This window comes from Mucilaginibacter sp. P1_D10 (assembly GCF_056406215.1).
The window spans coordinates 289,066-308,497 of the sequence record NZ_JBFUAP010000007.1 but is presented as its reverse complement, the minus strand read 5'-3'; the positions used below and the strand labels follow the sequence as shown (position 1 = coordinate 308,497).

At 45.4% G+C, this 19,432-nt stretch carries 18 protein-coding genes; 10 read left to right on the top strand and 8 right to left on the bottom strand.

Going from position 1 to position 19,432, the window contains the following annotated elements; genetic code table 11:
- Nucleotides 1-2: 2 nt before the first annotated feature.
- The 5 genes from tal (at nucleotide 3) to pgl (ending at nucleotide 5,679) form a co-directional block, all read left to right on the top strand.
- A complete protein-coding gene (tal, locus tag AC1DYT_RS13775; protein ID WP_477470164.1) occupies nucleotides 3-1,097 on the top strand; it encodes a transaldolase in 1,095 nt (364 codons plus the stop codon).
- A 163-nt stretch (nucleotides 1,098-1,260) separates the two neighbouring features.
- Entirely contained in the window at nucleotides 1,261-1,884 is a 624-nt protein-coding gene (locus AC1DYT_RS13770; RefSeq protein WP_477470163.1) for an HAD family hydrolase, read from the top strand.
- A 1-nt stretch (nucleotide 1,885) separates the two neighbouring features.
- Nucleotides 1,886-3,313, top strand: a complete 1,428-nt coding sequence (gndA, locus tag AC1DYT_RS13765; RefSeq protein WP_477470162.1) for an NADP-dependent phosphogluconate dehydrogenase — start codon at nucleotides 1,886-1,888, stop codon at nucleotides 3,311-3,313.
- A 121-nt stretch (nucleotides 3,314-3,434) separates the two neighbouring features.
- Nucleotides 3,435-4,946, top strand: a complete 1,512-nt coding sequence (gene zwf, locus AC1DYT_RS13760; RefSeq protein ID WP_477470161.1) for a glucose-6-phosphate dehydrogenase — start codon at nucleotides 3,435-3,437, stop codon at nucleotides 4,944-4,946.
- Between the two features lie 4 nt (nucleotides 4,947-4,950).
- Nucleotides 4,951-5,679 carry a 6-phosphogluconolactonase gene (gene pgl / locus AC1DYT_RS13755; protein ID WP_477470160.1) on the top strand — a complete coding sequence of 243 codons (729 nt, stop codon included), beginning with the start codon at nucleotides 4,951-4,953 and terminating at the stop codon, nucleotides 5,677-5,679.
- 62 nt (nucleotides 5,680-5,741) lie between these two features.
- Here pgl and AC1DYT_RS13750 read toward each other — a convergent pair whose 3' ends face one another.
- Together AC1DYT_RS13750 and AC1DYT_RS13745 are read right to left on the bottom strand one after the other, a co-directional pair.
- Nucleotides 5,742-6,311: a DUF4276 family protein gene (locus AC1DYT_RS13750; protein ID WP_477470159.1), complete on the bottom strand. Its 570-nt coding sequence runs from the start codon at nucleotides 6,309-6,311 to the stop codon at nucleotides 5,742-5,744.
- Complete coding sequence (locus tag AC1DYT_RS13745; protein WP_477470158.1) at nucleotides 6,305-7,504, bottom strand: AAA family ATPase; 1,200 nt, start codon at nucleotides 7,502-7,504, stop codon at nucleotides 6,305-6,307. The genes AC1DYT_RS13750 and AC1DYT_RS13745 overlap by 7 nt, the downstream gene beginning before the upstream one ends.
- 158 nt (nucleotides 7,505-7,662) lie before the next feature.
- Between AC1DYT_RS13745 and parS the strand changes: the two genes are divergently transcribed.
- From parS to AC1DYT_RS13730, 3 genes are all read left to right on the top strand, one after another.
- On the top strand, nucleotides 7,663-8,124 hold the full coding sequence (parS, locus tag AC1DYT_RS13740) for a type II RES/Xre toxin-antitoxin system antitoxin (protein ID WP_477470157.1): 462 nt from the start codon (nucleotides 7,663-7,665) through the stop codon (nucleotides 8,122-8,124).
- Between the two features lie 8 nt (nucleotides 8,125-8,132).
- Nucleotides 8,133-8,597, top strand: coding sequence for an RES family NAD+ phosphorylase (locus AC1DYT_RS13735; RefSeq protein WP_477470156.1), 465 nt, complete (start codon nucleotides 8,133-8,135; stop codon nucleotides 8,595-8,597).
- A gap of 114 nt (nucleotides 8,598-8,711) precedes the next feature.
- On the top strand, nucleotides 8,712-10,340 hold the full coding sequence (locus tag AC1DYT_RS13730; RefSeq protein WP_477470155.1) for an NADP-dependent glyceraldehyde-3-phosphate dehydrogenase: 1,629 nt from the start codon (nucleotides 8,712-8,714) through the stop codon (nucleotides 10,338-10,340).
- A 144-nt stretch (nucleotides 10,341-10,484) separates the two neighbouring features.
- Here the strand turns inward: AC1DYT_RS13730 and AC1DYT_RS13725 are convergent, their stop codons facing one another.
- Together AC1DYT_RS13725 and AC1DYT_RS13720 are read right to left on the bottom strand one after the other, a co-directional pair.
- Nucleotides 10,485-11,129: a DUF2306 domain-containing protein gene (locus AC1DYT_RS13725; RefSeq protein WP_477470154.1), complete on the bottom strand. Its 645-nt coding sequence runs from the start codon at nucleotides 11,127-11,129 to the stop codon at nucleotides 10,485-10,487.
- Nucleotides 11,126-13,048, bottom strand: a complete 1,923-nt coding sequence (locus AC1DYT_RS13720) for a WG repeat-containing protein (protein WP_477470153.1) — start codon at nucleotides 13,046-13,048, stop codon at nucleotides 11,126-11,128. The genes AC1DYT_RS13725 and AC1DYT_RS13720 overlap by 4 nt, the downstream gene beginning before the upstream one ends.
- A 183-nt stretch (nucleotides 13,049-13,231) precedes the next feature.
- Between AC1DYT_RS13720 and AC1DYT_RS13715 the strand changes: the two genes are divergently transcribed.
- Nucleotides 13,232-13,777: a peroxiredoxin gene (locus AC1DYT_RS13715; RefSeq protein WP_133226211.1), complete on the top strand. Its 546-nt coding sequence runs from the start codon at nucleotides 13,232-13,234 to the stop codon at nucleotides 13,775-13,777.
- 72 nt (nucleotides 13,778-13,849) lie between these two features.
- On the top strand, nucleotides 13,850-14,434 hold the full coding sequence (locus tag AC1DYT_RS13710; protein WP_477470152.1) for a carboxymuconolactone decarboxylase family protein: 585 nt from the start codon (nucleotides 13,850-13,852) through the stop codon (nucleotides 14,432-14,434).
- Nucleotides 14,435-14,688: 254 nt separating this feature from the next.
- Here the strand turns inward: AC1DYT_RS13710 and AC1DYT_RS13705 are convergent, their stop codons facing one another.
- Genes AC1DYT_RS13705 through AC1DYT_RS13690 form a run of 4 tightly spaced genes read right to left on the bottom strand, consistent with a single transcriptional unit; the run spans nucleotide 14,689 to nucleotide 19,315 of the window.
- Nucleotides 14,689-16,230 (bottom strand): DHA2 family efflux MFS transporter permease subunit, encoded by a 1,542-nt coding sequence (locus AC1DYT_RS13705; protein WP_477470151.1) that lies wholly within the window; start codon nucleotides 16,228-16,230, stop codon nucleotides 14,689-14,691.
- Nucleotides 16,231-16,234: 4 nt separating this feature from the next.
- Nucleotides 16,235-17,287 (bottom strand): HlyD family secretion protein, encoded by a 1,053-nt coding sequence (locus AC1DYT_RS13700; protein WP_477470150.1) that lies wholly within the window; start codon nucleotides 17,285-17,287, stop codon nucleotides 16,235-16,237.
- A 17-nt stretch (nucleotides 17,288-17,304) separates the two neighbouring features.
- Entirely contained in the window at nucleotides 17,305-18,669 is a 1,365-nt protein-coding gene (locus AC1DYT_RS13695) for a TolC family protein (protein ID WP_477470149.1), read from the bottom strand.
- Nucleotides 18,653-19,315 carry a TetR/AcrR family transcriptional regulator gene (locus AC1DYT_RS13690; protein WP_477470148.1) on the bottom strand — a complete coding sequence of 221 codons (663 nt, stop codon included), beginning with the start codon at nucleotides 19,313-19,315 and terminating at the stop codon, nucleotides 18,653-18,655. Before AC1DYT_RS13690 ends, AC1DYT_RS13695 begins: the two co-directional genes overlap by 17 nt.
- Between the last annotated feature and the right edge of the window lie 117 nt (nucleotides 19,316-19,432).

Sequence of the window (19,432 nt, the reverse complement as noted above, 5' to 3'; positions counted from 1 at the left end):
ATATGGCAAACAACGTTAAACAAATACATGATTTCGGCCAGAGCATTTGGCTTGATTTTATCGACCGCGAGATTATCTCTTCGGGCAAACTGCAAAAACTGATAGATGAAGACGGCGTAAGAGGCGTTACCTCTAACCCCGCTATTTTCGAGAAAGCCATCACCGGCAGCTCGGATTATAATGAAGACATCAAAACCCTTGGTGCCGAAGCAAAAACTACCGAAGAATTATTTTTTGGTTTAGCAGTAAAAGATATACAGGCAGCCTGTGCTTTGTTCGAAGGTGTTTATAACGAAGAGCCTAAAAGCGAAGACGGTTACGTTAGCCTAGAGGTATCGCCGTTTTTGGCGCTTGATGCCGAAGGTACTGCTGCACAGGCGGAACTGCTTTGGAAACAGGTTGACCGTAAGAACGTGATGATCAAAATTCCGGGCACCAAACCGGGCCTGGTAGCCATACAGCAATCTATCGCCAAAGGCATTAACATCAACGTTACCTTGCTTTTTGGTTTAGAGCGTTACGAGGAAGTAGCCAATGCCTACATCGCAGGTTTGGAAGAGCATTTAGCCGCCGGCCACAAAATTGCGCATATCTCATCGGTAGCAAGTTTCTTCTTAAGCCGCATCGACGTGGCTGTAGATCCATTGCTGGAAGCAAAAGGCGCTAAAGAATTGGTTGGCGAGGTTGCTATCGCGTCAGCAAAAAAAGCATACGAAATTTACAAACGCGTATTCAGCGGCGAACGTTGGGAGAAATTGGCAGCCGAAGGCGCGCAGCCGCAGCGTTTGCTTTGGGCAAGTACCGGCAGCAAAAACCCTGCATTTAAAGACACTAAATACGTAGAGGCCCTTATCGGCCCCGCTACTGTGGATACCGTTCCATTGGAGACCGTTGATGCGTTCCGCGACCATGGTATCGCTGCCAACACCCTGGAATTGGGTTTAGGCGAAGCAACCGCGACTTTGGCCAAACTAAAAGATTTAGGTATCGACCTTGATGCCATCACCCAACAACTGGAAGATGAAGGTATTGAGAAGTTTAACAAGCCTTTCGAAAAATTACTGAAAGCGATAGAAGAACAAAAAGAAAAGGTTTAAGCCTTTTAGCTTTAAAAAAGCGAGGGCATTGTGCGACTCCCCTCTTGAGAGAGGGGGCAGGGGTGTGTTAATCCGCGTGGTTAACACACCCCGCCACCGCGCTGAGCCCGGCACACGCCCCTCTCTAGAGGGGATTTAAGAGCAAAACTCACATCTCCGATAAATGAAATACACCGATCTGAAGATCCTTTTTTTTGACGTAGGCGGCATCTTGCTGACTAACGGCTGGGGCCATGAATCGCGTAAGGAAGCAGCGAAGAAATTCGGGCTGGATTACGAGGAAGTGAACGCCCTGCATAACTTCATCTTCAATGTGTACGAGATTGGCAGCATCACGCTGGATCAGTACCTCGATACGGTGATATTTAACCATCCCCGCGAATTTGTTCGCGAAGATTTTAAGGAATTCATGTACGCGCAATCGAAAGAATTGCCGGATATGCTGAAGTATTTAAAAGAGTGGAAAAAGAACTGCGGTTTCCGCGTCATTTCCATCAATAATGAAGGCAAGGAACTGAACGATTACCGCGTAAAGAAATTTAAACTGCACGAGGCATTTGACACCTTTATCTCGTCGTGCGAGGTAAAAATGCGCAAGCCCGATCCGGGCATCTGGCAATTAGCTATGGGTATTGCCCAGGCCTCGCCAGAACAATGCGTGTATTTCGACGACCGCATTATGTTTGTAAAAACAGCCGAAAAGCTGGGCATCCGCGCCTTTCAGCATACCGACTTCGAAACAACTAAAAAAATATTAAACGACCTTAAAGACGAAAACCTCAAATAACATGAGCGCAACAACAGATAAATATGCCTTTGGCATGATAGGCCTGGGTGTTATGGGCCGCAGCTTACTGCTCAACATGGCCGATCACGGCTTCGCGGTAGCAGGGCATGATAAAGATGCCGGCAAGGTATCTTCCTTAAACGAAGAAGCAGGCGACCGCAAAGCAAAGGGCTTTGGCGATGTAAAAGAATTTATAGCAAGCCTTACTACCCCGCGTGCCATTATGATGCTGGTACCTGCCGGTAAAATTGTTGATGCCGTAATTGAGGAGCTAACTCCCTTGTTGGAAAAAGGCGATATTTTAATCGACGGTGGTAACTCGCACTTTACCGACACCAACCGCCGTGTAGAACAACTGGAAGCTATCGGCTTGCACTTCTTCGGCATGGGTGTATCCGGTGGTGAAGAAGGCGCGCGCAAAGGCCCAAGCATGATGCCGGGCGGCGATAAGCAAGCTTACAATGTAATGAAGCCCATATTTGAGGCCATTGCCGCTAAAGTGGACGGCGTGCCTTGCGTAACCTATATCGGTCCGGGTGCATCGGGTCACTTTGTGAAGATGGTACACAACGGCATCGAGTATGGTATTATGCAATTGCTTGCCGAGACCTACGAGATAATGAAAAAAGGTTTGAAGCTGGATAACGATACCATCGGTAAAATTTTTGCCGAGTGGAACGAAGGTCGCCTGCAGTCTTTCCTGTTAGATATCACCAAAGATATTTTCAAATATAAAGCACCGGGTACCGACCATTTACTATTAGACGACATTAAAGATGAGGCCCGTGCCAAAGGCACCGGTAAATGGACCTCGCAAAGCGCCATGGATCTGCAGGCACCTATCCCAACGGTAGATACCGCAGTATCGATGCGCGATATGTCTAAATACAAAGCTTTGCGCACAGAAGCAGCCGGCATCTATAGTACCGAAGACCACCAGGCTATAGAGGGCAATACCGAAGAACTGGTTGCTGCCCTTGAGCAGGCCTTCTACTTTACCATGATTATCAGCTACGCGCAGGGTATGCACATGCTATCCAATGCGTCGACCGAGTACAAATACGAACTGAAGCTGGACGAGATTGCCAAGATATGGCGCGGCGGCTGTATCATCCGCTCTAAATTCCTCGAGAATATTTATGGCGCATACGGTAAAGACCAATCGCTGGCCCACCTGCTGCTCGATGCAGATGTAGCCGCATTGGTACAAGGCACACTGCCGGGCATTCGCAAAATTGTGTCATCGGCAGTGTCGGCAGGCATTGCCACGCCGGCTTTTGCTGCTTCCTTAAGTTATTTCGATGCTTTCCGGAGCGAACGCATGCCATCTAACTTAACCCAGGCACAGCGCGATTATTTTGGTGCACACACTTACGAGTTGATAGGCAAAGAGGGTACCTTCCACACGCAATGGGTACCTAAAAGCTAAAAACTAAACCAGAATCAAGAACCAAGAGTCAAGAATTAAGACAGGAAGCTGGCTGAATTTATTTCGTYATCTTGGTTCTTGATTCTTATCTCTTGATTCTTCACTCAAAAAAATTACGACAATGAGTAATGTAAAATCCGAGCCTACCATATTTATCATTTTCGGCGGCACGGGCGACCTTAACTCCCGCAAGATTGCCCCGGCCCTTTACAATCTTTTTTTAGATGGCTGGATGCCGAAGCAGTTCTCCATCATCGGCACGGGCCGTACCAAGCTTACCGATGAGCAGTTTAGGGACAATTTGCATAAGGATATAGACCAATTCTCGCGCAGCGGCAAAACCGACGCTAAGAAGTGGGCCGAATTCGTAAAGAACATCTATTACCAGGTATCAGACGCTACCGATTTTGAGACCTATAAAGAATTTGGCAAGCGCATAGACGCGCATAACGAAGAATGGAAAGCCACGGCCAATGTGTTGTTTTACCTCGCCGTTGCACCAAATTTCTTCCCGATAATTGCTTCTAACATCCATAAAGCCAAACTGGCCGAGGATAAGAACAGAGTGCGTATCATCATCGAAAAACCGTTTGGCCACGATCTGGAAACCGCCAAGGAACTGAACGAATTGCTGAAAGGCATTTTTGATGAGTGCCAGATATACCGTATCGACCATTACCTTGGCAAAGAGACCGTGCAGAACATCATGGCCTTCCGCTTTGCTAACTCCATTATGGAACCGCTGTGGAACCGCAACTATATCGAACACGTACAGATCTCGGTAACGGAGCAATTAGGCGTGGAGGACCGCGGCGATTATTACGATGGCTCGGGCGCCATGCGCGATATGATACAAAACCACTTGCTGCAATTGCTTTGCCATGTAGCCATGGAGCCACCGGTTAGTTTTGTTGCTGATGAGGTGCGCGACCGCAAGGTGGATGTATTGAAGGCCATGCGCCGTTTTACACCCGCGGATATTCGCAATTCTGCCGTGCGTGGCCAGTATGGTAGCGGATGGATGAAAGGCAAAGAAGTTCCCGGCTACCGCGAAGAAGCCAAAGTTGATCCCAATTCGAACACCGAAACGTTTGCAGCCTTTAAATTTTTTGTAGATAACTGGCGCTGGCAGGGTGTGCCATTTTACGTGCGTACCGGCAAGAGGATGCATCAGTCGTCATCTGTTATTTCCATACAATTTAAGGATGTTCCGCATTTGATATTCCCAACCGAAGCGGCCGAAAGCTGGCAGCAAAACAGGCTCATCATTAGCATACAGCCCGAGATGAGCATCCGTTTGCAGGTACAGGCTAAACGCCCCGGTATTGATATGGTACTTAATGTGGTGGATATGGTGTTTGATTATAAAGGCACCTACACCAACCAGGCACCCGAGGCTTACGAAACCCTGATACTGGATACCATGCATGGCGACCAAACCTTGTTTATGCGTGGCGACCAGGTAGAAGCAGCATGGGAGCTGGTAATGCCGATATTGAACACCTGGCACAATAAAAAGAGCCTGAATTTCCCTAATTATTCTGCCGACTCGTGGGGGCCGGAATCTGCTGAGGCATTAATTGCCCGCGATGGTTTCAACTGGTTCACCCTGCCTGTAAACGGTAAAAAATAAGTTTATGAAACTGAACGTATTTAAAACTGCCGATGAAGTACTGGCCAGCCTGGCGGAATTCTTCGCCAACACAGCAGCAGCGGCTATAGAAAAGAACGGCCGATTCAGCGTTGCTTTAAGCGGCGGCAGTTCTCCAAAAAAGCTTCACGAGCTGCTGGTAAGCGATTACCGCGATAAGATAGAATGGGAAAAGGTATGGTTCTTTTTTGGCGATGAGCGCGATGTACCTTTGAGCGATTCGCAGAGCAATTACCTGATGGCGAAGAACACCTTGTTCGACCCGCTGGGGATTAATCCCGCCCACGTATTCCCGGTGCAAACCGAACTGGGTGCCGAAGAAGCCGCCAAGCAATACACTCGCAAGCTAATCGAATTCTTCGACGGGCATAACGCCAGTTTCGACCTCGTTATCCTTGGCCTGGGCGATAACTCGCATACCGCATCACTGTTCCCGCACACTTCGGTACTGCAGGATGAAAGCGCGTCGGTACAGGCCCTATACATCGACGAGGTAAAAATGAACCGCATTACCTTTACCGCTCCGCTCATCAACAACGCGCATCACATTGCGTTCCTGGTGTACGGCGAAGGCAAAGCAGAAGCAGTAAAGCACATTTTAGAAGACGAACAAAATATCGAGCTATACCCTGCCCAACTAATCGTTGAAACCAGCAATGGCGATTTGCAATGGTTTATGGATGAGGGAGCGGCCAGCAAACTGGAGAAAAAATAGTAAAATCTTTAGAACTTAAATGAAGCCAATAGCAGCAATGTTATTGGCTTTTTCTTTAGAGCCTAATTTAGCTTTGCTTCTAATTCTTTAATGAACTCTTTAAAGCAACTGCACTTTTGCTCTATCTTGTCGATACTTAATTTTTTGAAGAGATCGGGACAATGAGATTCCCTGTAGGGATTTTGTGTGTGTCGGGTAATTTGTTTGAGCCGTTCTTTAGGCCTTTCAACAAATGTAGGATCCTTTTTAAACGCATACTTAATTCCATGTACTTTGTTAAATGTCTCCATATCGCCGAATATCAATGCCTCCAATTCCCATATGTTTAAAAGAAGCACACCTCTGTTTTTGGCAATGGCGTCTAACTCTTTAAACCATAGCAGCCTTTCTTTTAATTTATCTTCTTGTGACCTAAAAGCATCTAAATCCCTAATAAATACGACGACTTGGTGTTTTTGGGGATCAAATTCTACTTTTAACGTGTTTTTTATTTTATCAGAACCCAACTGATGCCCCTTAACTCCTTTAACAATAGGAAGAAAGACGGCTTTCCCCCGATAGCGTTGCTCTAACAAATTTTTTATTGAAGAAGTATCATTCGGGTCTTCGCCCACAAGCCCAACTTTTACCATTGTTCCAAATCCGACATAAGCCAGTAATCGCTAAAAAAGCCAACTTCTTTTATGTATTCTTTTGCCTTATCGGTCTCCTCATCTGTAAGGTGGCGAATTTGGGTGCCTTTTCCTAAATCATACTCGGCGATTAATATATTCCCTAATTCGTTTTCATTCAAATGGTCCAACGCTTTAGGCGAGTGCGTAGAAAGTATAATTTGTTTGTCTTCGGATTGCTCTTTTAAGAAATTCAGCAATAAGTGAAATTGATGAGGGTGGATGCCGAGTTCGGGTTCTTCAATCAACACAAAACCAGTTGCATATATTACTTCAGAGACAATAAAGAAAAGACGTCTCGTGCCGTCGGATAATTGAGACCAAGGCAACCAGTTTCCGTTTATTAAGAACTCCAGTTTGATGTTTTCAATAGTAACGCTTTTTTCATCCTTGTAAACATTTAGATTGGTATTAAACTTTACATCTTCAATTGGAGTAAATTTCTTTAAAGATGTGACTATGTCTTGGTTGAAAATTAAATGTTCGTTTATAGCAGGCACTGAAATTTTGCTAATTGTATCTATATCATCCACATCATATGAAGACTCAACTTTCCAAAAAATCTCGCTGATAAATGGCAATGTATCGGGATATATCCAGTAATAAAATTCGTTTTCTAAGCCAATGCGGAGCGTACCAGGAATATCTATACAAGTGAGTTTATTGGGGAGATTAAATTTAATATACAACGGATATATATTTTGATACCCTAAATTGATAAATAATCTTGTTAGTTTCCTATAAAAGATTTTCCTCCCATAGTACAAGAATGCAGTGCGGGAATCTGATTCATTAGTCGTATCAAGCAACGTTTGATTATCAATAATCAAACGTTCGAATACATTTATGGCATCTGGAATACTTTCTTTGTCAATTCTGTTATAAGTGGCTTTTTCTAATTCAAGCACAAACGTATGGTTGTCTTCAGATAAGAATCTAAGGTTAGCATACTTGAATAAAATTTTAGAATTTGCGTCTGTGTGCACCGCCTGATGAATAAAATCCAAAAAATTAGACTTCCCCGACCCGTTCTTCCCTATCAAAATATTCAACCCCTTTTGAAAATCTATAGTTAAATCTTCAATGGACTTAAATCCTTTTAGGTGAACTTTATCAAGATAAACTCGTGGGCGCTCGTCAACTTCAGTAGGCATAATTATAAACCAATGTATTTAATACAAATGTATTCGTTTTTAAATATAAACAGAAGTTGTCGCTTTTGAGACACAATTAAATCGGGCTTCTTGCTTCAATTTTTACTTCCACAAACAATCAACGACAATTTATCCTTATATTTGGTAAAAATGTCGCTATGGCTGTATTGGAAAAACAAGCAAAATCGGGTGGGTTGAGCATGATGCATTTATTGGGCGGTGCAAAATTGGTAGATGCCCAAATAAATTCAGAGTTCGATTTGATAGCCCTAAGTAATAAGGGCTTAAAAAAAGCATCTTTAGATGCGCTGATAGGGCATTTAGGCATATCCAAAAAGGCCTTTGCCGAAAACATCCTGCATCTTTCCGTAAAAACATTCGAAAGGAAAAAAGACGAGGATTTGCTGGATAGCCGTACATCTTCATACCTCATCGAAATTGCTAAAGTTGTTGAACATGCCTTTGATGTTTTTGGCGATGAAACCAAGGCACAACGCTGGCTTAATAGCGAAATACGTGCGCTAAACTTTATGAAGCCCATCGACCTTTTTCACATTCCAACAGGCTTAGCCATGGTAGATAATATTTTAGGCCGGATTGAATACGGTGTTTATTCCTGATAAGGCCGATGACCATTTACCGTATAGCCAAATCAAAGAAACACGCCCGGGACATTTCGGGCTTTGGCTCTTTTAAATTTGGCGGCAGATGGAATAGCGCTGGTACCTATATGTTATATACCAGCGAGAATAGTTCGCTCGCTTTCCTGGAAAACCTCGCGCACTTCGACCCGGACAATATACCTCCCGAGCTTTATATCATCCGGCTGGAGCTATCGGTTGGCGACGAATTGATATATACGCTGCCCGATAAGCACTACCCAAAAGAATGGATGCTGGCAGATAACATAGCTAATCAAATTATTGGCGATAAATTGATGGACGAGAAGAAATACCTCGTCGTTAAAGTGCGGTCGGCCATTAACAAGTTCGAATATAATTATCTGTTGAACCCATTATTTCCCGGTTATCACGATATCGTAACGATTGAAAAAGTAAGCGCGCTGGCTATTGATAGCAGGCTAATCCGATAATGTTTGTAATCCCGCTACTACCACCCTGTCGTCATTTTTCCAAAAACCTTTCGCTTTGTATCTTGCTTTCCCCTTCAAACAATCGTATTTTAGCATACATCAAAAGCCCTATCTATGCAAGATTATCAGCAACAACTCTTAAGCATGTTTGTGCCGGAGGAGGAAATTCCCGAGCAGCACCGTATAGAAGAAATACACCAGCGCGAATATTTAGTTAACGGCGAAATGCGCCAATGGGATGGCGATGTAAGCGAGGTTTACTCGCCCGTAATGTTGCCCGATGCAGATGGCGTACTGAAACGTAAGCTAATTGGCACCTATCCCGTTTGCGGAGAGTACGAAGCCATGGAAGCCATGGAAGCGGCCCTGAAAGCCTACGATAACGGCCGCGGCGAATGGCCAACCATGAGCATTGTAGACCGCATTAAATGCATGGACCAGTTCGTGTATAAGATGATAGAGCAGCGCACGCTCATCGTTAAGCTAATTATGTGGGAGATAGGCAAATCATACGCCGACTCTGCCAAGGAGTTCGACCGCACGGTGGAATACATCAATGCCACCATCGACGGCCTTAAAGACATCGACAGGCAATCTTCCCGTTTCGAGATTGCCGAGGGCCTGGTTGCGCAGATACGCCGCTCGCCACTGGGCGTGGTGCTTTGCATGGGGCCCTTCAATTATCCGCTGAACGAAACTTTTACCACACTCATTCCCGCCCTCATCATGGGCAACACCATACTATTTAAACCACCTAAGCACGGCACCTTGTTGCACTACCCGCTGCTGGAGGCATTTAAAGATGCTTTCCCGAAAGGGGTGGTGAATACGGTTTATGGCCGAGGCGCGGTGGTTACGCCCGGGCTGATGGCTACCGGCAAGATCAACGTGCTAGCCTTTATCGGTAGCAGCAAGGTGGCCAACGACCTGAAGAAACGCCACCCAAAGGTTAACCGGCTGCGTGCGGTGCTGAGCCTCGATGCCAAAAATGCCGCCATCGTTACCAAAAATGCCGACTTGAAGCTCGCGGTAAGCGAGTGCATACTGGGCTCACTTTCGTTCAACGGGCAACGCTGTACGGCTATCAAGATCATCTTTGTACACAAAGAAGTTGCCAACGAGTTTTTAAAACTATTGAGCGAAGCCGTAAGTGCACTAAAGCCCGGCCTGCCCTGGACGGACGGCGTAAAGCTCACTCCGCTTCCCGAGCCGCATAAACCCGATTATCTAAAAGAATGCATAGACGACGCCATTGCCAACGGGGCAAAAGTAATGAACGAACATGGCGGCGTAACGGCCGAATCATTCGTGTTCCCGGCGGTGGTTTACCCGGTTAACGAGAAAATGAAGCTTTATCGCGAGGAGCAGTTTGGCCCGATAATCCCCGTAATTCCGTTTGAGGTTTTGGAAGAAACCATCGAATACCAGATCGATTCGCCGCATGGCATGCAGGTAAGTATCTTCAGCAACGATGCCAAAGAGATCTCGGCACTGATAGACCCCTTCGTGAACCTGGTGAGCCGCGTAAACATTAATAGCCAGTGCCAGCGCGGGCCGGATGTGTTCCCCTTCACCGGGCGAAAGGATAGTGCGGAGGGCACGCTTTCGGTACACGATGCGCTACGGTCGTTCTCTATCCGTTCGCTGGTAGCCACAAAACTCAACGAAAGCAATAAGCAACTCCTCAACGAAATCGTAAACGATAACGATTCCAACTTTTTAAGTACGAAGTATATTCTTTAAGAAATACTTTCACCACCATGTCATCTCGAACCGAGGTACGAGGGAGAGAACTTGTTAATGATGCAAAGTTTGCCACATTGCAAATCCGCTCTGCATATCCAACAAGATATCTCGTCGCTTCGCTCCCTCGTATGACATGGTGGCTTATTCTCCGGCTGATAAGGGCAGTTTAGTCTTCTCTTCATACCAATTGTTGACTTCCGCCACCAGTAAATTCGGCACCCAACTGGCGAATGCGATGATGAGGTAATTATGCTCAAAGTTTACGCCATGCCCAAACGTGCTGAATAGCCAGATATAAAACCTGAGCGTTACCGCACCGAAAGCCAGCGCATAACTACGGCGCATCATCTTTTTATGGTCGCCTATGCGGCCTTTCATTACCAATAGCCAGGCGGCTAAGGTGCAGGCTACCCAAAGGGTGTTCTGTATTAAAAATGACGCGAAAACGCCGGGGCCCCGGTTTACGAAAAGCGTCATCACGTACGCCCCCGGCGCTGCGATAAACAGGATGCCGAACACATAAATCTTCCCCAGCATTTTATGCAGCGGCCTGTTGTTGTAAACATTTTTGGAGAACTGGAAAAAGCCAATGATAAGGATAACACTACTCGCAAAAATGTGGCAGTAAAAGGCCGGCAGGTACCAGCCGGTTTCTACTGCTTGATGCTTGATGCGCAAAAAAAAGCTGTCGTGCTTAAAATCGAGGTATTGTATAAAGGTACCGGCGCTTAGCACCAGTACCCAAAAAAATGCGAAATACCATAACACCCGTGCTATAATCCTCATCTAAACGCAACCACGGCAGGCTTTTTTATCTGTAGTTTACGATTTAAAAAATCGATGTTATACTTATCAATAACGGTTAGCGAATCGTCTACATTAACATTCAAACCGCTTTCCCCGCTATTATTTGTAGCCTGGTAATTAAAAATCTCATTCCATCGTTTATTTTTAAATTTATAGTTATATGAAGCATAAATTTCGTTCTTCATCAACTGCAAAATTTCGTCGGTTGCATAATTTGTCCTTTTATCTTTTCCTTTGTCGTTTACGGGGGCTATAAGATAACAACCCTGCAGGTAAGAGTCATCCAGCTTTACGAATTGAGTTGGGAACCTTCGGTTGCTTTTTAACGCAACCAGTTTGTCCTTTTTTATTTGGAGATAATGGTACGATGGGCCCTCGCGTAAAAACCTTGTTGAATCTAATAAATCCTGATAAAGCACAGCCGTTGTTTTATATTCAAACAACGAATCGTTGATGGCTTTTAAGTGATTGTCTTTACATTCGCCACTTCTCCCTACACCTCCAATTTCATCACCAAGATACTTCGGGTCGAACCCCATCACCCGATTCTGTTTCTTATCCACAACAAGCACTTTCTTGCTTTCATATAAATCGCCCCTGCCGTTCAGGTAATTTTCTAATACCGAATAGAATGTACTTTGGAACCAATTGTTATCATCTTTTTCTTCGCCATCGTAAGTGATGGCAACGGTCTCGCTATTATCACCCCCTTCTTCGCCGTCTGCTACCATTAACTTGCGCAGCGGGTTAGTAAAATCAAGGAATTTATCGAGAAATTGCCATTCCACAAGATAAGAAGGCGATACAACAAGCGCGGTAGCGTCGTCTCTCGAATTATACTCCATAATGTTTTGGTTGCTGTTTTCATCCCAGGTAAACGAACTAGCGTAATGTTTTACTTTAGAAAGCACATCCGCAATTCTAAAATCAATCAGTTTATCGGTAATAGTGGTATCCTTTTTAAGATAAAAGTAATCGTTGCCGGCTTTCAATAAAGCTAAATTCTCACCATCCGTTAAGGGCAATAGCTGATCGTAGTCTACGGGCACAACTAGTTTGCCCGCCATGTTATACAGGCCTTTTTTGCCTTCCTTTTCCACTTCTATCAAACCGTCTACCGTTCCGCCTATATTATGTACTAAATCGTACTCCACAGGTATAACTTCTTTCAAATCAGGGTTAACCAAGCCCATTTTAAGGTCTGATACTTCAATATCCTTAATGTTGGCCACAACCTGTTCATTCATATAAAAACTGGGGGCAATCTTACCCTTAATTACATAAAACCAGGTTTTTTTATTGATGTGCTGAAACCATAGTACACTATCATAACGCGTTTTCAGTCGTTCGGCTGTTTTAAAAGCAGCAAGCGTTTCCGGGCTGTAAATATCTGTTTCGGGTACGGTGGCGTTGATTACTTTATTTTGATACAGGGCGTAGTCTGAAGCAAAATCGTCAACCTTGGCGGCTACTATTTTATATTGTTTGCCGTCTACCTTGTGCAGGGTAAAGTTGATGTGCGATGCAGCACCCGGAACGCTATCATGCTTAAATTTTGCAGGGACAACAGCCACAATTGCCTGCGGATTTGTAAAATCGATACCGGCGGCATCTACGTCGAGCCCCACTTTAAACAGGGGCTTGCCTTTGCCGCCGAGGGTGCTTTTGCCGGCAAGTACTTTGATAAGGGTTTTGTTGGCGGCGGTATTGGGGCCATCCTCAAAAAAGGCCAGGGCCGATTTGGTGTGGCCGGCTTTTACATGCGTGTTAAAGTCTTTCAAAAAGGCGACAATGGCGGTCTTCTCGGTAGTTTTTGCGGTTTTGCAGGCTGCTATAAAAATACCACAGGCGACTGCAAAGGCCAACGCAGCGACAATAAGGATAGGTTTGGTTTTCATGCAATAATGATACACAAATAAAATTATTTATGAAATGAATAATTCTGCCGTAGAGACGCAAAACATTGCGTCTCTACTCCTTACCCACCTATAGACATCCTCTATAAGCCATAGATATTTCAGATAAAAGCCTCGGCTTTAAAAGCGTATATTTGTTGCATAAATTTTAATAAAACATCCATTATGTTAACAATAGGACAACAATTTCCAAAGTTTTCTAAAATAGCCGTAACAAGCCTCGAAAAAGGCAAAGAGTTTGAAACCATCACTTCAGACTTTTTAGTGAATGACGATAACGTTTGGACCGTAATGTTCTGGTGGCCAAAAGATTTTACTTTTGTGTGCCCGACAGAAATTGCCGAGTTCAACAAAAACTACGGCGAGTTCCGCGATCGTGAAACCCGCTTGATCGGTGCCTCTACCGATTCTGAATTTGTACACGCTGCCTGGAGAAGAGATCACGACGACCTGCGCGACCTGAAATTCCCAATGCTGGCCGATACTTCGAAATCATTGGCAGAAGACCTGGGTATTTTAGAGCCTAACGAGAAAATTGCTTACCGCGCTACTTTTATTGTTGACCCTACGGGCATCATCCGTTGGGTATCGGTAAACGACCTGAGCGTTGGCCGTAACGTAAAAGAAGTTTTACGCGTGCTGGATGGTTTGCAAACAGATGAGCTTTGCCCATGCAACTGGGAAAAAGGCCAGGAAACCCTTACCGTTTAATATTAATACCCCTCTATATATAGCCCTTGCACCCATTGGGAGCAGGGCTTTTTTATACCATAACATATTACCATGAACGAAAGTACCGAACTGATACAAGAGATATTGCAAAGCCTTGGCCTGGATGTGGCCTACCGCACCGCCAGCCTTACGTTGCTTGAAAAAGGCGAATCGCGCTACCTGCGCGATTTTAAGCTGAATTTTACCAGCACCCTTACTTCGGCCCACCTTAGCGAAAAAGAATGCGCCCTGCTGGCACTGAGCACTGCTGTAAACAATAATAACCTGCCGCTTACCAATTATTACACCCAATATGCCGAGGCGCAGGGTGCCGCTGCAGCCGATGTTGCCGAAGCCGCAGGCTGCGCATCGTTGCTGGCATCAAACAATATCTTCTACCGTTTCCGTCATTTTACGCAGAAAGAGAAATACACCCAGATACCGGCGCGCATCCGTATGCAGCTGATGATGAAACCGGTTACCGGTAAAGAGTTTTTTGAATTAATGAGTTTGGCTATTTCTGCCGTAAACGGCTGCGAAATGTGCGTAAATGCGCACGAAGATTCGCTGATAAAGCTAGGCACTACCGAGGAGCGTATTTTTGATGCCGTGCGCATAGCCTCGCTGGTAACCGCAACAGGCAAAATTATTTTCTGATAACGATTAGAAACAAAAAAGGGGCAATTATACATGCCCCTTTTTGCTAATACTGTTAAGATGAAAATAATATGAAATTAAATTTGGGTTTGTTAATTAAAAACAACTAATTTTATAGCATAAGATTATAACACCTCTCCTATTCATAATTTTTATTAACTACAACTTTGTGAACCCGGGAGAGGGATTACAAATTTAATTGTTGATTTTTTTGGAGAAACCGTTCAGCTGATAAAGCTGAACGGTTTTGTTTTTTAGTGCGAGTCTGCTATTGCTTTTAGCTTCTTAAAAGGCTGCAGGTATAGCAGTGGTATTGAAAACAGCATCACCAGGCCCGATATCCAGTAGGCATCATCGTAAGTAAGCAGCATGGTTTGGCGCGTTACGGTGCCTTCTATCGCCGCATAAGCCATATGCAAGGCATCAGACACCGATTTGCCTTTGGCCATAAACGCGTGTTGATACATGTTTAGCCGCTCGGTAAACGCCGGGTTGTAAGGGTTGATGTAGGTAATCAAATCGCTGCGGTGCTTGCCCATGCGTATGTGTATAATGGTAGTCAACGTTGCGATACCAAAAGAACCGCCAAGCTGCCTCATCATGTTATTCAAGCCCGAACCTTGCCCAATTTCGGGGCCTTTCAAATCGGCCATGGCAAGGGTAGTAAGCGGTACAAACAACAGCGCCATACCCACGCCGCGTATCAACAAGGGTACCAGCACGTCACTTTGCCCTGTTTGCAGGGTAGAGTTGCTCAGCATCCAGGTGAATACGAAGAACAGGAACATACCTGCAGTAGCCATAAACTGGGCCGGAATGCCTTTGTTGAGCATCTTACCGATAAAAGGCATCATAAATATGGTACACAAGCCGCCGGGGAACAGTAATTCGCCCGTTTGCTGAGCATTGAAACCGAGCAAATTCTGACAGAACACCGGGAACACGAATACTGAACCGTAAAGCCCAAACCCCAGGATAAAGGACGTAAACATCCCCACCGAAAAACTTCGGTGCCGCATGATGCTAAAGTTTACTATCGGGTGGTCGGTACTCAGCTCGCGCCATATAAACACTATGGTGCCTAATATGGCCGTCACAGTTAAAACAGTGATATAGGTAGTTGCAAACCAGTCCTCCGACTCCCCTTTTTCAAGGATTGTTTGTAAGCTGCCGACCGCTACTGCCAGCAAGGCAATGCCCCACCAATCGATGGGCTTCTTCTCCTGCTTGGGCGTTTCGTTGATAAAGGTGTATGTAAGGAAGATAGCCAAGGCCCCCACCGGGATGTTTACGTAGAATATCCACTGCCAGGTATAGTGCTCGGTAATCCAGCCACCTATGGTTGGGCCCACGGTAGGGCCTACCACTGCACCTAAACCAAATAGCGCAGTAGCCGTACCGATCTGTTCGCGCGGCCAGGTCTCTATCAATATAGTTTGCCCGGTAGATATTAAACCACCACCGGCAAGGCCCTGTAATATCCGGAAAGCTATAAGCTCGTTTAGCGATTCTGCGTTACCGCAAAGGAACGAGGCAATGGTAAATACGATGATGGACGCCAGAAAGTACTGTTTGCGGCCAAAACGCCCGCCCAACCAGCCCGACATAGGCAGGATGATAACGTTTGCCACCGCGTAACCGGTTACCACCCAGGCAATATCCTCCAGCGTAGCGCCCAAATAACCTTGTATTTTTGGGATGGCTACGTTTACGATGGTGGTATCTATCAGCTCCAGGAGCGATGCCATAATTACCGTAATGGTAATTATCCATTTTTTAAAGCCAGTTTCAGCCATTGTATTAGTTGTTTGTAATCACCGAAACATCTACGCTCATGCCCGGGCGCAGTTTCGCTAAATCTTCTTTGCTTCCGCTCAGTTTAATTTTTACAGGGATGCGCTGCACAACTTTTACAAAGTTACCTGTAGCGTTATCCGGTGGCAGCAAGGAGAATTTGGCACCTGTAGCAGGCGAAAAGTTATACACTTCGCCCTCAACTTTTAAGCCTGGGTAAGCGTCCACCTTAACATCAACTTTTTGACCGTTGCGTATTTTATCCAGCTGGGTTTCCTTAAAGTTTGCGGTGATGTACAGGCTGTTATCGTTCACTACCGAGAACAGGGTTTGCCCGGCTTGCACCAACTGGCCCACCTGTACGTTCTTTTTAGCTGCAAGGCCGGTAGCCGGCGATTTTACCTGGGTATAAGTAAGCTGCAGTTTTGCATAATCAATATCAACCTGCTTCTGGGTTACGCCGGTATTGGTAACCGTTAACTGGCTGCGGCTGGTAGCAACTTGTTGCAAGGCCGCTTTGTATTTGTCTTTTGCAGCATCGTAGTTGGCCTGTGCAACCTCAAGATCGGCTTTGGCCTGATCGAACTGCTGGCGGGTTACCGAACCATCCTGCACCAGGTTGGCATAACGGGCGTAGTCTTTTTTCATTTTATCTAAGCGCGCGCCTGCAGATGTAACCTCCGCTTTGGCACTTGATGAATTGGCAGCAGTAGTTGATATCTGCGATTCGCCCACGCCAATATTTGCGCTTGCGCCAACCTGTGCGGCTTGTGCCTGCTCTAATTTTACGCGGTAGTCGCGGTCATCTATCTTCACCAGCAGCTGGCCTTTGGCTACATGCGTGTTTTCTTCAAACATAATGCTATCCACATAGCCACCTACGCGGGCTACTACCGGGCTTATGTCGCCATCTATCTGGGCATCGTCGGTATCAACATGCTTGCTGAAATATATATATTCTTTTACACCGAAAATGATACCACCGATAAGTATTACCCCTAGTATGATAGGAAGTACTTTATTAGGTTTCTGTTTGGTTTCTGTTTCTGGAGTTGCCATCGTATTTTGATTTAGTATTATTTGTTAAGAGTTCCGGTTGATTTTAATAAAGTGTAGTAAGCAAGGCCTGCATCTGCTTTGGCCAGTTCCAGGTTTATTTCGGCCTGGTAAAGTAAGGTTTGCGCATCGGCACGGTCTGTAGCCGACGATATATTGCTCTTGTATTTCGATTCCAGTATCCTGTTATTTTCTGTAGCCTGGTTTATAGAAGTTTGCAGCAGGGTTATCTTATCCAGCGCCGTTTTGTAGTTCTGGTAGCTTTGGTTCACCTCGTTTTTGATACGGTCGCCTGTGATGCCTTTATCTATAATGGTTTCCTGTTGCTGCAGGCGCGCCTCGGTAAGCTTGTTTTTATTGGTCCAAAGGCTGCCGAAGTTCCAGCCGAGGGTGAGCCCTACTGATATCGGCGTAATAAATTTGCCGCTTTTTGGTATAGGGTTGCCCGAAAGGCCAACGTAGTAAGCGCTGCCTGATGCCGAAAGCGTAGGCGAGGTATTAGCCTTTACGCTCTTGATGTTTACATCAGCTACCTGGGTGCGCAGGTCCATCTGCTTCAATTCGGCACGGTGTGCAAAGGCGCTATCGATGTAAGTAGTAAGCGGCGCGGCAGTATTAGCAGCATCCGTTATCTGCGCTATAGTCAGCTCGGTAGTTTCGGGCAAGCCCAGCAGCACATCCATATTGTAATTGATGATGCGGCGGTTGTTTTCCAAATCAATCCCGTTCAGCTCGATGTTAGAACGTTGCAATTGGAAACGCAGCACATCGTTTTTGGTAACCAAGCCCTGGTCGAAGAAACGTTGGGCCTGTTTTATCTGCGCATCTATCGTAGCCAGATTCTGTGTCACTACCTTTTTTGCCTGCAATACCTTATAAAGGTTATAGTAGGCGCTGATAACGTTGTAGGCGATCTCGTCACGGTCGTTCACGGCATCAAGTCGGGCCACCTGGGTAAGCAGGTTCGTGCTTTCGCGGGCGTACTTCAATTTGTTGCCGGCCCATATCACCTGGTTGAGCGATAGCGTACCTAAGTAAGCATCTGCGTTCGAGGGCAGATTTACTTTGTCTTCGCCAAGGGTAAGGCTGTTGGCGGGTATTTCGGCGTGGTTATAGCCAAAGCTTGCCTTGCCGGTTGGCAGTGCCTGGTCTTTAGCCTGCTCAAACTGCGATACCGCACGGTCGATTTTCGATTGCGATAGTTTCAGCGTTTTACTGTTGTCCAATCCCAGCTTAACGGCTTCGTCAAGCGTGATGGTCCTGTCTTGTGCCGCTGCCGGGTTGGTAATAAGCAATGCCGTAAACATTACGGCGATGCTACCCGCGGCCTTAACAGCTCTTTTCAATAGGTGAGGTTTCAAGGGACTATTATTTATGGTTGTCATGTGAGTTTTGCAAATAAGCTTTCAAAAGGTTCTTCAGGTATTTTTTAAGCCGGGGTTTCAGCTTGTCTTCCTGCACTGCTCCGTCTAACACATCGTAGCCTAATACTACTGATGAGATATGCGGCGTGTTGATGATATAGTTTTTTGTACCGAATAATGTGGCTACCAATAGTTCCTGGTCGGTATCCGGGTTAAACTCCCCGCTTTTTACGCCACCGGCAATAATGCTCTGAAAAACCTTTACGTTTCTCAGCACAATAGCGGTTATCCTATCGGTAAGATCTGATTTCTTTGTTTTGGATATTTCGCGGTGCAGCATAATGTGAAAACAATTGTTGTTCACCACTTTCTCTACATAGCTTTCTATGTACTTATCCAGCTTTTCCCAGGCCGATATGCTGGTGTCGTTACCAATTTCGGCCAGCACCTGTTGAAACATGGCTATACGGCGTTCAAAAATTGCCAGGAACACGCCTTCTTTAGAGCCGAAGTAATAATTAAGCATAGCCATGTTTACGCCGGCCTCGCCGGAGATTGCCCGGGTTGATGCACCGTCATAACCAAATTCTGCAAAGATCTTTTCAGCGACATCAAGGATATGATCCTTTTTATCTGTTTTATCTTTTTCCATTTCTTTTGTTTTCACGATGCAAAATTAATCAAACGATTGATTAATGAAAATTTGTTGTGTCAGTTTTGTGTAAGACATTTATAATCGTGCCAATATTTAATCGATTGATTAGTTTTTATTTGTCTGAACTCG